Here is a 14,031-nt window from a genome sequence, read left to right as displayed (position 1 = left end):
AACGGGGGACTCCGAAGCCGGAGTCCCCCGTTGTTCATGCTAGATACCTCGCGGAAGAAGCCCTACCCATGAGTGATACCGCTGATCAGACCGTTCCTCCCCTGCCAGACGATAACTCTGCTCAGCCACCCCACAGACAGGAACGTCGTGACCCTCGCGAGCTGCACGACGACCCGCTGCTGGATGGCCTGCTGATCCTCTGCTCACTGCACGACCGCCCGGCCAGCCGCGCCACACTGACTGCCGGACTGCCGCTCAAGAACCAGCGCCTGAATGACGACCTGCTGCCCAGGGCTGCCGCCCGTGCGGGCCTGCAGGCACGCCTGATGCGCCGACCGCTGAACCGCATACCGGCCATGTCCCTACCGGCCATGCTGTTCCTGCGGGACGAGCGTACCGCCATCCTGCTGGGCTATGACGAGAACGGCCTGGCGCGCCTGATGCCCTGCGAGACAGAAGGCGGCGAGATCTCCCTGCCAGTCGAGACACTGCGCGAGCAATACAGTGGCCGCGTGCTCTTCGCACAACCGCGCCACCAGCACGACCTGCACCACGAGCAACTCGTGCCACGCACACGCTCCTGGTTCCGCGACACCCTCAAGCTCTCACGCTTCCTTTATATGGATGCGATTGCCGCCAGCTTCTTCATCAACCTGATCGCCATCGCCACCCCGCTGTTCGTCATGAACGTCTACGACCGGGTCGTGCCCAACCAGGCGGAAGCCACGCTCTGGGTCCTAGCCATCGGTATCAGCGGTGCCTTCCTGTTCGACCTGATCCTCAAGACCCTGCGCGGCCTGTGTCTGGATATCGCCGGGAAGAAGACCGACCTGATCATTTCCGCCACTCTGTTCGAGCGCATCACCGGCATGTCGATGAAGGCGCGCCCGGCGCGGATCGGCAGCTTTGCCCAGAACATCCATGAGTTCCAGTCACTGCGGGACTTCCTTTCGTCCCTGACCCTGACTGCTCTGATCGACCTGCCCTTCACCCTGCTGATCCTGCTAGTCATCGGCCTGCTGGGCGGACCGCTGGTCTTCGTTCCGTTGCTGGCCTTCCCGATTGCCCTGCTGACCAGCTGGGCCCTACAGAAGCCCCTGGTGGCGACCATCGAGCGCTCACTGAAACTGTCCAGCGAGCGCCAGTCGACCCTGATCGAGACCCTTGGCGGCCTGGATGCCATCAAGATCAACAACGCCGAAAGCGAGCGCCAGTACCACTGGGAACACACCATCGGCACCCTGAGCAAACTGGAACTGCGCGCCAAGGTCCTGTCGTCCCTGGCCGTCAACCTGACCCAGTGGATCCAGCAGCTTGCCGGCGTCGTGATGATCGTGGCCGGTGTCTACCTGATCATGTCCGGCAACCTGAGCATGGGCGGCCTGATCGCCAGCTACATGCTCAACAGCCGTGCCCTGGCGCCGCTGGGGCAGCTCTCCGGCCTGATCACGCGCTACCAGCAGGCGCGCCTGACCATGTCCTCCACCGACCAGATGATGGACCTGCCACAAGAGCGCCAGAGTACGGAAAGACCGCTGCAACGCCCGTCCCTGCAAGGCGAGATCGAACTGCGCCAGGTGGACTTCGCCTATCCGGGGCAGCAAACGCTGTCGCTGGAAGGCATCAACATCCACATCAAGGCAGGAGAAAAGGTCGGCATCATCGGCCGTACCGGTTCGGGCAAGAGCTCGCTGGAAAAACTCATCCTCGGCCTCTACGCCCCGAGCGCCGGCAGCCTGCTGATGGACGGCATGGACATCCGCCAACTGGATGTCAGCGAAATACGCCACAACATCGGCTACGTTCCCCAGGATATCCAGCTGTTCAGCGGCACCTTGCGCGACAACCTGGTGATGGGCGCCCGCTACGTGGAAGACGAAGCGATACTGCGCGCCGCCGAGCTGGCAGGCGTGCACGACTTCGCCCGCCTGCACCCGGACGGCTACAACCTGCAGGTCGGCGAACGCGGCCTGAACCTCTCGGGCGGTCAGCGCCAGGCCGTTTCGATCGCACGCGCCCTGCTGCTCGACCCGCCGATCCTGGTCATGGACGAACCCAGCAGTGCCATGGACAACAGCAGTGAAGAGCGCCTGAAGAGCCTGCTGACACCGATCGTCGAGCACAAGACCCTGATACTCGTCACCCACCGCGCCTCCATGCTGTCCCTGGTTGACCGCCTGATCATCATCGAGAAAGGCAAGGTCATCGCGGACGGGCCGAAAGCGACCGTCATGACCGCCTTGAAGAAGGGGCAGATCAATGTCTCTCGCTAATTTCAGAAAAACCCTCGGCAGCTACTTCCGTCCACAGGACGACGATGGCTTGCAGGCGGTACCCGAAGTCAATCGCGCCCTGGTCGAAGACGCCCCACGCATCGTGCGCCTGACCATCTGGGGCATCGTGGCCTTCCTGCTGTTCATGCTGGTCTGGGCCGGTTTCGCCAGGATCGAGGAAGTGACCAAGGGCGACGGCAAGGCCATTCCCTCCTCGCGCCTGCAGAAAATCCAGAACCTGGAGGGCGGGATCGTCTCCGAGATATTCGTCCACGACGGCCAGATCGTCGAAGCCGGCGCACCACTGCTGCGCCTGGACGACACGCGCTTTTCCTCCAATGTGGGAGAAACCGAAGCGGATCGTCTGTCGCTGACCGCACGCATCACTCGCCTGCAAGCGGAAATAGCCAACGAAGCCCTGGAACTGCCCAACGACATCGTCACCCTCGCCCCCGGCGTCGCCCGAGGCGAACAGGCGCTTTACGACAGCCGCCGCCAGCAGTTGGAAGAGGAAATCTCCGGGCTGTCCGAGCAACTGGTCCAGCGCCAGCAGGAGTTGCGTGAATTCCAGTCCAACGCCAACCAGTTCAGCAACAGCCTGAAACTGCTGCGGCAGGAAATCAGCATGTCGGAGCCGCTGATCGAGGCCGGTGCCATTTCCCAGGTCGAAGTGCTGCGCCTGCGACGCGCCGAGGTGGAAACACGCGGCCAACTGGCCGCCATCAACCTGTCGATCCCCAAGGCCGGGGCCGCGATCAAGGAAGTGGAGAACAAGATCAAGGAAACCCGCAGCCGCTACAAGAGCGATGCGTTGCAGCAGCTCAGCGAAGCGCAGGCGGAACTGAACAAGATCACCGCCACCGGCAAGGCGCTGGAAGACCGGGTCAACCGCACCCTGGTCACTTCGCCAGTGCGCGGGATCGTGCAGCAGATCCTGGTCAACACCATCGGCGGCGTGATACAGCCGGGCGACATTCTGGTGGAGATCGTACCGCTGGACGACTCGCTGCTGGTCGAAGCCAAGATCCGCCCGCAGGACATTGCCTTCCTGCATCCGGGCCAGGAAGCCATCGTCAAGTTCACCGCCTATGACTTCACCATATACGGCGGCCTGCAGGCCAAGCTGGAGCAGATCAGCCCCGACAGCATCACCGACGAAGAAGGCAACAGCTTCTACCTGATTCGCTTGCGCACCGACAAGAACCACCTCGGCAGCGAGGAGAAACCCCTGGTGATCATCCCTGGCATGGTGGCCTCGGTGGACATCATCACCGGACGCAAGACGATCCTCAGTTACCTGCTGAAGCCCATCATCCGCGCCCGGGCGGATGCCCTGCGCGAGCGCTGACCGGCCTTTGCGCCGATCGCTCGGCGCAAGGAGCCTCATCATCATGCGTTAGCCCTGGTGTCCCCGCCTTCGCGGGGACACCAGGGGGGGTCATGGCGCTTCTTGCCGACGTCCCCGCCATGCAAAGCCCCTCGCACCCGACGCCGGCAACTGTCGTCGCACATACCACAACCGACCTCCGCGCTTGTACCGGCACAAGCCCTTCCCGATAATAGCGGGCCTTTCAGCCACGCCTTGCTGCGCGCGACGGAACCCCGCGATGACCGAACTCGCCCTGATCATGGTTAGCGCCACCTTGGTCAACAATCTCGTGCTGGCCCACTTCGTTGGCCTGTCGTCACTGCCTGGCGCACCACGCAAACTGGAAACCGCCCTGTGGCTGGGCCTGATCAGTGCCGCCGTGACGGCACTTTCCGTGCTGGGCAACCACGTGCTGCTGCAACAGGTCCTGTCACCCCTCGGCCTCATGCACCTGCGCCTGCCCGCCTTCGCCCTGCTTATCCTCGCCATTGCCCAGATTGCCGTGCACCTGGGCCGCAATCATGTGCCTCAGATCGGATTGAAGCCGGCCGCACTGTTGCCACTGCTCGCCGGCAACGCCATTGTCCTGGGCAGTGTCCTGCACAATGCCGCGCCCCCGGAAACCACCGCGATCATCGCCCTGTTCCAGGGTCTGGCGGCAGGGCTGGGCTTTACCTTGGTGCTGGTCCTCTTCACGGCGCTGCGCGAACGCCTGACGCGTGCCGATATCCCAGTGCCATTTCGAGGCGCGGCCATCGAAATTATCAGCCTCGGCCTGATGTCGCTGGCCTTCATGGGCTTCAACGGGTTGGTCAAGGCATGACCCTGGCCACCTCACCCCTGCGGACGGCCATGAATGATCCGCTGAAACAGCGACTGGTCGAACGCATCGACGCGCTGCTGCCCCAGACTCAGTGCCGCGAATGTGGCTACCCTGGCTGCATGCCCTACGCACGCGCCATCGTAGAGGGCGAGCGCATCGGCAAATGCCCGCCCGGCGGCCAGGCGACCGTGCACGCCCTGGCGGCATTGCTCGATGTGCAGGAAGTACCGGTGGAATCAGGCATCGCCGAACCGCCCACGCTGCTTGCCCGCATCCGCGAGGAAGAATGCATCGGCTGCACCAAGTGCATCCAGGCCTGCCCGGTGGATGCCATTGTCGGCGCCGCCAAACTGATGCACACCGTCATTGCCGACGAATGCACCGGCTGCAACCTCTGCGTACCACCCTGCCCGGTCGATTGCATCGACATGGTCGAGGTCGACTTCTCTCTGAGCCGCCAGACGGACCCGACGACAATCGCCCTCGCCCGGCAGCACAAGGCCAATCACTCCCGACAGCGCTTCCTGCAACGCCAGGAGCGGCTGCAACGGACCGAACAGCGCGATCGTCAGGAGCGGCAGGCGCGCCTGGAGCAGCAGTCCAGGGAGACACAGCCCAGACCGGGGCACTCGCAGGCATCCGATGGCGGTGAACAGGCCGCCGAGCAGAAGAAGTTGCGGGTGGCCGCCAACATGGCCCAGGTCGCATTGAATAAAGCACGGCAACAGATGGCCAGCCGGCCGAACCCGCAACTGGCCGCCCAAGTGGAGCAGTTGCGGATCGCCAGCGAAAAGGCCCAGGCGGCACTGACACAGGCCGCTCCACGCCCCGACCTGGCCGTCACCCCACGCCCGGCAGGGGTAGAAGCCCTGCGACGCGCCAAGGTCCATCTGGTCAGTTGCCGCAGCGCCTTGAAAAAAGCCCAGCAGGAAGGCGCCGAAGCGAACCAGTTGCAGCGCCTGGGCGAAGCACTGGCCGAAGCCGAACGGCAATTGCACACCGCCGAAGACGCCTCGGGCAAGACACCGCCAGACCTGCAACGCACCTACACGCGGCCGGTTACCCCGGCCAGCCAGGCCATCAAGACCGAACTGGCCTTCGCCAGGGCCGAACTGCGCAAGTTGCAGCGCGACACCCAGGCGAGCGCGGAACGACTGGGTGCCGCGCAAGAGCGCCTGCGCCAGGCCGAACAACGCTTGCAGGAACTGGAAAAGCCTGCGGAGCCGATATGAACGCCGCGCTGCGAGCGCGCCCCGCTACCTGGCGCGTCATGATCGCGGCCCTGCCCGGCCTCTGCATCATGGTCTGGCTTTACGGCGCCGGGCCGCTGTCCAACCTGCTCTGGGCGAGCCTGACGGCGCTGGCCTGCGAAGCCTGGATGATCCGCTTGCGCGGGCGCGCCATACGACAGGCACTGGCAGACGGCAGCGCCCTGCTGACCGCCTTGCTGCTGGCCCTCGCGCTGCCGCCCTACAGCCCCTGGTGGCTGGTCGTGCTGGCCGCCACCAGCGCCATCGTTCTTGGCAAACAGCTCTATGGCGGTGTTGGCCAGAACCCGTTCAACCCGGCCATGGTCGGTTACGCGGTGGCACTCGTCGCGTTTCCCATGGAGATGAGCCATTGGTCGCTGCCCCACGCCCAGCACATCGCCAGCGGGCTGGAGCGGGTCTTCGGCATGGCCGAACTGGCCGATGGCTGGAGCCAGGCCACGGCACTCAATGCCCTCCAGCACAATGACCGCCTGACCCTGGAAGAACTCTGGCAGGCACCGATCTTCGGCCAGTTCGCTGCCGCCGGCAGCGAGTGGGTCAACCTCGCCTTTCTGGCGGGCGGACTGTGGCTGCTGCGCCAGCGCCTCTATTCCTGGCATGCCCCGCTCGGGATGCTGGCCGCCCTGGGCGTGATGAGCCTGCTGTTCTGGAACGGCAGTGGCTCCGATGGCAACGGTTCACCGCTGTTCCACCTGCTCAGCGGGGCCACCATGCTCGGCGCCTTCTTTATCGTGACCGACCCCATCAGCGGCGCAGGGAGCCCTCGCGGCAGACTGCTGTTCGGCATCGGTGTCGGCGTACTGGTCTACGTCATCCGGGCCTGGGGCGGATACCCGGACGGCCTGGCCTTCGCGGTCCTGCTGATGAACCTCGCGGCACCGACCATCGACCATTGCCTGCGAGCGGCGGCCCTGCCGAAGGACCGCGCATGAAAACCACTCGCTCATGGGTTGGCAATGGCCTTGTCCTGCTGGGTATAGCGCTGCTGGGCATCGTCATACTGGGCGCCCTTCAGCGTGTCAGTGCCGAGCGCATCGAGCAGGCCGAACGTGACGTACAGAATCGCCAACTGAACCAGTTGCTGCCCCCCGAACTGCGCGACGACGCCCTGCTGGACAGCCGCCAATATATCCAGCACCCGCTGCTGGGCGACACGCAACCACGCCCCGCCTATGCCGCCCGCAAGCACGGCAAGGTCGTCGCGGTGATCCTGCCCGCGACTGCTGCCGACGGCTACAACGGCAGCATCCGCCTGCAGGTCGCGATCCTCGCCGATGGCCGTATCAGTGCAGTAGCGGTTGTCGAACACCGGGAAACACCCGGCATGGGCGACCGGATAGAAGCTGGCCACAGCGACTGGCTGATGGGCTTCCACGGCAAGTCCCTGAATGACCCGACCGCCCGGGGCTGGACCGTGAAGAAGCAGCAGGGCGAATTCGACCAGTTCGCCGGTGCCACCATCACGCCGCGCGCGGTCGTGCACGCCGTGCAGCGAGCCCTGCAATACTTCTCGAGCCACGAGCGGCAATGGCTCGATGGAGAAGGCCAGCCATGACGCCACGCTCCCTGGACAACCTCTGGCGCAACAACCCGGTGCTGGCAAGACTGCTCGGGCTTTGCCCCCTGCTGGCCGTCAGCGATTCACTGGTCAAGGCGCTCGGCCTGGGCCTGGCACTGCTGTTCGTGCTGCCACTGAGCGGTCTTGGCAGCGCGCTGGCCACGCGACTGGGCGGCATCTCCATGCGCCTGCCGGTACTGCTGGTTATCGCTGCCACTCTGGTCGGCAGCGCCGATATCCTGATGCAGGCCTACACCTACGAACTGCACCAGCGACTCGGTATCTTCCTCCCGCTGCTGGCCAGCAGCAGCCTGTTGCTGGCCAGCCAGCCAGCCCCGCAACGGCCTTTTGCGGCCTGTATCGACGCGACACTGACGGCCCTTGGCTTCCTGCTGGTACTGTTGCCCATGGCGGCCCTGCGCGAACTGCTCGGTAGCGGTCGACTGCTGGACGATGCACGCTTGCTGTTCGGGCCACGGGCCGAAGGCTGGAACCTGTTGCAACTGGACGGCTACCCTGGCTTTCCACTGCCCCTGCTGGCCACTGGCGCCTTCACCCTGCTGGGCCTGCTGATAGCTTTGTACAACCGCCTGGGACACGCGCCATCAAGAGCGCCCACCGATACGACACCGGACACGCCTGCCCCATGAACGCCGAAAAACGCCGCGAGATATTCCGCCGCCTCCACGAAGACGATCCCAACCCGACCACCGAGCTGGCCTACAGCAATGCCTTCGAACTGCTGATCGCGGTCATCCTCTCGGCCCAGGCCACCGATGTCGGTGTCAACAAGGCCACCGCCCGGCTCTACCCGGTGGCCAACACCCCCGAAGCGATCTACGCGCTGGGCGTGGACGGGTTGTCCGAGTACATCAAGACCATCGGGCTCTACAACAGCAAGGCGAAGAACGTCATCGAGACCTGCCGCCTCCTTATCGAGCGACACGGCAGCCAGGTGCCGGACAACCGCGAAGCCCTGGAAGCCCTGCCCGGCGTTGGTCGCAAGACCGCCAACGTGGTGCTCAACACCGCTTTCCGCCAACCGACCATGGCGGTGGACACGCATATCTTCCGGGTCAGCAACCGCACGCGCATCGCCCCCGGCAAGAACGTGCTGGAGGTGGAACGCAAGCTGCTCAAGTTCGTGCCCAAGGAGTATCTGCTGGACGCCCACCACTGGCTGATCCTGCACGGGCGCTACGTTTGCAAGGCACGCAAACCGCAGTGTGGCAGCTGCCGTATAGAAGATTTGTGCGAATACCCGCAGAAGACTTCTGACGATTGATGAATAGCGTCAAAAACCCTCACTCCGATTGAAAAAATCTTTTTTACCAGGCCCTGGTTTGCCGTTATAAGGTGCGGCCAGACAAGGCGTGTGAAAGCCTGTGGTGAAGGCGCTCACGCCACCCTGCAGAAGTTGCCTTTGCTTCGGAGTGCTCTCAGTGTCAGAAAAAGACGATAGCCAGCTGGAAGATGACTTCATCGCCGACGATGAAGACGATGCCGATCCCCCGGTCGAAGTCGCCAAGACCAACCTGACCAAACGCCGCATCATCGACAATCTGCTCGAAGAGCGCCGCCTGCAGAAGCAACTGAACGAATACGACTTCGATCTGTAGGGCAGCGGCAAGCCAGACGCTCTCTGGCCTGGCTTGCGCTGGCACTCAGTCCCCGCGTTGCGGCGACAGCAGTTCGATCTTGTAGCCATCCGGGTCTTCGACGAAGGCCAGGATGCTGCTTCCATGCATCATCGGCCCCGGCTCGCGGGTGATGCGCCCGCCACGGGCGCGGATATCCTCGCAAGCCTTGTAGACATCCGCGACTTCCAGGGCGATATGGCCGTAGCCATTACCCAGCTCGTACCCCTCCACGCCCCAGTTATGGGTCAGCTCGATCACGCTGTTGTGGGCCTCGTCGCCATAGCCGACGAACGCCAGGGTGAACTTCCCTTCGGGATAATCCTTGCGCCGTAGCAGGGTCATGCCCAGCACTTCGGTATAGAAGGCGATGGATTTATCCAGGTCGCCGACTCGCAGCATCGTATGCAAAAGGCGCATCTGATCTTCCTCAGAACCTGTTCACGATCTCGCGAGCTAGAGCCATGCAAGGCGCAACGACCAGCGGGAGTAACAGCCAAAGGCTGGCCCGAAGGGCGAGCGCCAGCGAGTCAAGCAGGCGAAAAAGCGCAGTTTACAGGTGGTAAATGAGCATTTTGAGCCTGTTTTTAACGCAGCAGGGCCGACGCGCAGCAGATCGTGAACAGGTTCTCACGGTTGAAATGAAAACCCCGGCAACATGGGCCGGGGTTTCTTATAACGGTAACGCCTGCCTCAGTCTCAGAGCGGCGAACGCCCTTTGCCAGCCGCAATGCGCATGCGCAGTGCATTCAGCTTGATGAAGCCGGCCGCGTCCTGTTGGTCGTAGGCGCCGCCATCTTCCTCGAAGGTCGCTATATTGGCGTCGAACAGCGAATCGTCGGACTTGCGACCGACCACGATGACGTTGCCCTTGTACAGCTTCAGGCGTACCACGCCATTCACCGTCGCCTGGGAAGCATCGATCATCTGTTGCAGCATCAGACGCTCCGGGCTCCACCAGTAGCCGTTGTAGATCAGGCTGGCGTACTTGGGCATCAGCTCGTCTTTCAGGTGTGCCACTTCACGGTCGAGGGTGATCGACTCAATGGCACGGTGCGCCTTGAGCATGATGGTGCCGCCGGGGGTCTCGTAGCAGCCGCGCGACTTCATGCCGACGTAGCGGTTCTCGACGATGTCCAGGCGACCGATACCGTTGGCGCCGCCGACACGGTTCAGCTCCGTGAGCACCTGGGCCGGGCTCAGCTCCTTGCCGTCGATAGCGACGATGTCGCCGTTGCGGTAGGTCAGCTCGATATAGGTGGCGGCGTCCGGGGCCTTCTCCGGGGAGACCGTCCAGCGCCACATGTCTTCTTCGTGCTCGGTCCAGGTGTCTTCCAGCACGCCACCTTCATAGGAGATGTGCAGCAGGTTGGCGTCCATGGAGTACGGCGACTTCTTCTTGCCGTGGCGCTCGATCGGGATGCCGTGCTTCTCGGCATAGTCCATCAGCTTCTCGCGGGACAGCAGGTCCCACTCGCGCCAGGGCGCGATCACCTTCACGCCCGGCTTCAGCGCATAGGCGCCCAGCTCGAAACGCACCTGGTCGTTGCCCTTGCCGGTGGCGCCGTGGGAAATGGCATCGCCGCCGGTTTCGTTGGCGATCTCGATCAGGCGCTTGGCGATCAGCGGGCGGGCGATGGAAGTACCCAGCAGGTACTCGCCTTCGTAGACGGTGTTGGCACGGAACATCGGGAACACGAAGTCGCGTACGAATTCTTCGCGCAGGTCGTCGATGTAGATTTCCTTGACGCCCATGGCCTGTGCCTTGGCGCGTGCGGGTTCGACTTCCTCGCCCTGCCCCAGATCGGCGGTGAAGGTCACCACTTCACATGCATAGGTATCCTGCAGCCACTTGAGGATCACCGAAGTGTCCAGGCCACCGGAATAAGCCAGGACCACCTTCTTTACATCGGCCATTGCCATCCACTCCCGGGATTGTACGGAAAACGGTGATTCTACTGGTCGAGGCCGGCGATTTACAGGGGGAAATCAGCGGGCGGGCGCCGAGGTGAAACCCGTGGCAGGCAAACGGTGGGCTCAGGAGGATGTGGTGGGCGCCTTGGCCGGTGCCGACTCCGCCGCCGGAGCGGTCGCCTGCTCCGTAGGGGCGACGTCCACACGGTCCAGGCGCACGGTGACACGGCGATTCTTCGCACGATTGGCCGCGGTGCTGTTGGGTACCAGCGGATAGCGCTCGCCATGGAAACGCACCACGATCTGCTCGTCCGCAATGCCCTTGGAGATCAGGTACTCCTTGACCGCCAACGCCCGCCGACGGGAAAGGTCGCGATTGAGCAAGCGATTACCGCCGCTGTCGGAGTGCCCGTCCAGCTCGATATGGTTCACGCTGGGGTCGGCGGCCATGTAACCGAGGATCACATCCAGCCTGGCCTTTCCCTTTTCATCGAGAATGACATCACCGCCCGGAAAGCCGACCTGTGACGTCCTGACCTGGTCATAGTTGAACGGCAGCAGCTTGGCGGTACACAGCCGGAAGTCTTCATACGCCTTGCCGAAACGCACCGGCAGCAGGCGCACTTCGAGTTTGTCGCCACCGTGCCAGGTACGATGCCGCACCACCGGGCTGCGCCCTTCGAGCAGACCACTCAACAGCCGCCCGGCCTGCACCTGGGAACTGCTGAACGGAATCTCGCCATCGCCAATCGTCAGCGCCCCGAGGTTGACGTCTCCGCGCCCCGGCTGCCACGGCGCGGCGGCGGCCAACAGCGTCGCCGAGCCGCCACCGAACCAGCGTTCCGGCACCTTCAAGCGAAACACCGCCTGCTCACCGGCACGGCGCACGAACTCACCAGCACCGAAATCGGCGACGGGCTGGATCAGCCGACACTCGAATTGATCGCCTTCCACATGCCATTGCACCCGTTCCAGACGAGTCTGGAAGGTGATGGCGTGAACCGGCGAGGTCACGAGGCAGAAAAACAGAACGGGGCGCAGGCGCACGGCAGGCTCCACGGAAAACGGCATTCAATGGGAGTATCGGTGCGACGGGGAGAAACTTGAGGGGCGTATTTCTTCGCCGCCTTCCCGCAAGTCGGGCACGGCATGCATGACAGCGGCACATACCGACCGAAAGGGCAACTGCGCTGTGCTCGCGGGGAGCGTATGCAAAAAGCCAGACAACATTGCCAATCCGGCCTCAACCTTCATAGACACAATAGCCTCACCTCAAAACCGAGCGCGTGCAGCCGCGCACCCCATTTTCCGGTAGCATTCGCCCACGCTCCATGGCCTGGAAACTCCCGATGCAAGACCGAATCACCCTGGTACGCCCCGACGACTGGCATATCCACCTGCGCGACGGCGCAGCCCTGGCCCATACTGTGGCCGATGCCGCGAAGCAGTTCGCCCGCGCGATCGTCATGCCCAACCTGCTGCCGCCGGTGCGCAACCGGGACGAAGCCACCGCCTACCGGGAACGCATCCTCGCCGCGCGCCCACAGGGCAGCCGCTTCGAACCACTGATGGTGCTCTACCTGACCGACGCCACCAGCCCCGAAGACGTCCGCCAGGCGAAGGCCAGTGGCTTCGTCCACGCTGCCAAGCTCTATCCGGCGGGCGCCACCACCAACTCGTCGTCGGGCGTGACCCGCCTGGAAAACATCTTCCCGACCCTGGAAGCCATGGCCGAAGTCGGCCTGCCGCTGCTGGTGCACGGCGAAGTGACACGCAACGAGATCGACATCTTCGACCGCGAGAAGCACTTCATCGACGAGCAACTGACCCAGGTCGTGCAGCGCTTCCCCGGCCTGAAGATCGTCTTCGAGCACATCACCACCGGGGACGCCGCGCAGTTCGTCAAGGAGGCTCCGGCCAATGTCGGCGCCACCATCACTGCGCACCACTTGCTCTACAACCGCAACCACCTGCTGGTCGGCGGCATTCGCCCGCACTTCTATTGCCTGCCAGTACTCAAGCGCAACACCCATCAGGAAGCCCTGCTCGACGCTGCCACCAGCGGCAACCCGAAGTTCTTCCTCGGCACCGACTCGGCCCCCCACGCCCAGCATGCCAAGGAAAGTGCCTGCGGCTGCGCCGGTTGCTACACCGCCTACAGCGCGATCGAGCTGTACGCCCAGGCCTTCGAGCAGCGCAACGCACTGGAGCGTCTGGAGGCCTTCGCCAGTTTCCATGGCCCGGACTTCTACGGCCTGCCACGCAACACCGAGCACGTCACCCTGCGTCGCGAGGAATGGACACTGCCGGACAGCCTGCCCTTCGGCGAGCAACGCATCATCCCGCTGCGCGCGGGCGAAACCCTGCACTGGCGCCTGGAGGCCCAAGCATGAGCGGCGATCAGTTCGAGGACGAATTCGAAGGGCACTCGGGCAAGCCCCGTTCGCCCATGGCGCAACGCTTCCGCGGCTTCCTGCCGGTGGTGGTGGATGTCGAGACCGGCGGCTTCAACTGCGCCACCGACGCGTTGCTGGAAATCGCCGCCGTGCCTATCGGCATGGATGAGCAAGGCCTGCTCTACCCGCAGGAAACCCTGTTCTTCCGCGTGGAACCCTTCGCCGGCGCCAATATCGAGCAAGCTGCGCTGGAGTTCACCGGCATCAAGCTCGACCACCCGTTGCGCATGGCGGTTTCCGAAGAACATGCCCTCGGGGAGATCTTCCGTAGCGTGCGCAAGGCCGTGAAGTCCAGCGGCTGCAAACGGGCCGTACTGGTCGGGCACAACAGCAGCTTCGACCTGGGCTTCCTCAACGCGGCCATCGCCCGCTGCGACATCAAGCGCAACCCCTTCCATCCGTTCTCCAGCTTCGACACCGCCACCCTCGGCGGCCTGGCCTACGGTCAGACGGTGCTGGCCAAGGCCTGCCAGGCGGCAGGCATGGACTTCGACGGACGCGAAGCCCACTCGGCCCGCTATGACACGGAAAAGACCGCCGAGCTGTTCTGCGGCATCGTCAATCGCTGGAAGGAAATGGGCGGCTGGGAAGAGTTCGACGAATAGCACGTGACCGCCAGGGCCGCCCCGCCCTGCGCGGCCTGAATGCGAAGCGATATTCAAGTGCACTACAGGCTATGGTGAAACATTCTGTGCGGATATAATGCGCAGTTCGCAATGACAGCATGTTT

14 protein-coding genes are annotated in these 14,031 nt (G+C 63.7%); 11 read left to right on the top strand and 3 right to left on the bottom strand.

Going from position 1 to position 14,031, the window contains the following annotated elements:
* Positions 1-68 precede the first annotated feature (68 nt).
* The 9 genes from HW090_RS14385 to HW090_RS14345 all read left to right on the top strand — a co-directional run bounded on the left by HW090_RS14385 (position 69) and on the right by HW090_RS14345 (position 8,913).
* Complete coding sequence (locus HW090_RS14385) at positions 69-2,273, top strand: type I secretion system permease/ATPase (protein WP_179114161.1); 2,205 nt, start codon at positions 69-71, stop codon at positions 2,271-2,273.
* On the top strand, positions 2,260-3,621 hold the full coding sequence (locus HW090_RS14380; protein WP_179114160.1) for an HlyD family type I secretion periplasmic adaptor subunit: 1,362 nt from the start codon (positions 2,260-2,262) through the stop codon (positions 3,619-3,621). The genes HW090_RS14385 and HW090_RS14380 overlap by 14 nt, the downstream gene beginning before the upstream one ends.
* A 259-nt stretch (positions 3,622-3,880) precedes the next feature.
* Complete coding sequence (locus HW090_RS14375) at positions 3,881-4,465, top strand: electron transport complex protein RnfA (protein WP_179114159.1); 585 nt, start codon at positions 3,881-3,883, stop codon at positions 4,463-4,465.
* Between the two features lie 29 nt (positions 4,466-4,494).
* Positions 4,495-5,697 (top strand): electron transport complex subunit RsxB, encoded by a 1,203-nt coding sequence (gene rsxB / locus HW090_RS14370; protein ID WP_256930679.1) that lies wholly within the window; start codon positions 4,495-4,497, stop codon positions 5,695-5,697.
* The gene (locus HW090_RS14365; RefSeq protein ID WP_179114157.1) at positions 5,694-6,668 is read left to right on the top strand and encodes an RnfABCDGE type electron transport complex subunit D; all 975 of its coding nucleotides are present in this window, start codon (positions 5,694-5,696) and stop codon (positions 6,666-6,668) included. The genes rsxB and HW090_RS14365 overlap by 4 nt, the downstream gene beginning before the upstream one ends.
* Entirely contained in the window at positions 6,665-7,291 is a 627-nt protein-coding gene (gene rsxG / locus HW090_RS14360) for an electron transport complex subunit RsxG (protein ID WP_179114156.1), read from the top strand. Before HW090_RS14365 ends, rsxG begins: the two co-directional genes overlap by 4 nt.
* The gene (locus tag HW090_RS14355; RefSeq protein WP_179114155.1) at positions 7,288-7,944 is read left to right on the top strand and encodes an Rnf-Nqr domain containing protein; all 657 of its coding nucleotides are present in this window, start codon (positions 7,288-7,290) and stop codon (positions 7,942-7,944) included. The genes rsxG and HW090_RS14355 overlap by 4 nt, the downstream gene beginning before the upstream one ends.
* Complete coding sequence (gene nth, locus HW090_RS14350; protein ID WP_179114154.1) at positions 7,941-8,579, top strand: endonuclease III; 639 nt, start codon at positions 7,941-7,943, stop codon at positions 8,577-8,579. Before HW090_RS14355 ends, nth begins: the two co-directional genes overlap by 4 nt.
* A gap of 196 nt (positions 8,580-8,775) precedes the next feature.
* Positions 8,776-8,913: a PA3496 family putative envelope integrity protein gene (locus HW090_RS14345; RefSeq protein WP_373416398.1), complete on the top strand. Its 138-nt coding sequence runs from the start codon at positions 8,776-8,778 to the stop codon at positions 8,911-8,913.
* Positions 8,914-8,958: 45 nt separating this feature from the next.
* Here the strand turns inward: HW090_RS14345 and gloA are convergent, their stop codons facing one another.
* The 3 genes from gloA to HW090_RS14330 all read right to left on the bottom strand — a co-directional run bounded on the left by gloA (position 8,959) and on the right by HW090_RS14330 (position 11,892).
* Positions 8,959-9,351, bottom strand: coding sequence for a lactoylglutathione lyase (gloA, locus tag HW090_RS14340; RefSeq protein WP_179114152.1), 393 nt, complete (start codon positions 9,349-9,351; stop codon positions 8,959-8,961).
* 279 nt (positions 9,352-9,630) lie between these two features.
* Complete coding sequence (locus tag HW090_RS14335) at positions 9,631-10,848, bottom strand: argininosuccinate synthase (RefSeq protein ID WP_179114151.1); 1,218 nt, start codon at positions 10,846-10,848, stop codon at positions 9,631-9,633.
* 120 nt (positions 10,849-10,968) lie between these two features.
* Complete coding sequence (locus HW090_RS14330; RefSeq protein ID WP_179114150.1) at positions 10,969-11,892, bottom strand: OmpA family protein; 924 nt, start codon at positions 11,890-11,892, stop codon at positions 10,969-10,971.
* A gap of 302 nt (positions 11,893-12,194) precedes the next feature.
* On the opposite strand from HW090_RS14330, the gene pyrC reads away from it, so the two are divergent.
* Complete coding sequence (gene pyrC, locus HW090_RS14325) at positions 12,195-13,238, top strand: dihydroorotase (protein ID WP_179114149.1); 1,044 nt, start codon at positions 12,195-12,197, stop codon at positions 13,236-13,238.
* The gene (gene rnt / locus HW090_RS14320) at positions 13,235-13,906 is read left to right on the top strand and encodes a ribonuclease T (RefSeq protein ID WP_179114148.1); all 672 of its coding nucleotides are present in this window, start codon (positions 13,235-13,237) and stop codon (positions 13,904-13,906) included. The genes pyrC and rnt overlap by 4 nt, the downstream gene beginning before the upstream one ends.
* The last annotated feature ends 125 nt before the right edge of the window (positions 13,907-14,031 follow it).

The sequence above is a fragment of the Pseudomonas sp. ABC1 genome (genome assembly GCF_013395055.1).
GTDB lineage: Bacteria > Pseudomonadota > Gammaproteobacteria > Pseudomonadales > Pseudomonadaceae > Stutzerimonas.
The sequence above is the reverse complement of the archived record's forward strand: the minus strand, read 5'-3'. Positions and strand labels throughout refer to the sequence as shown.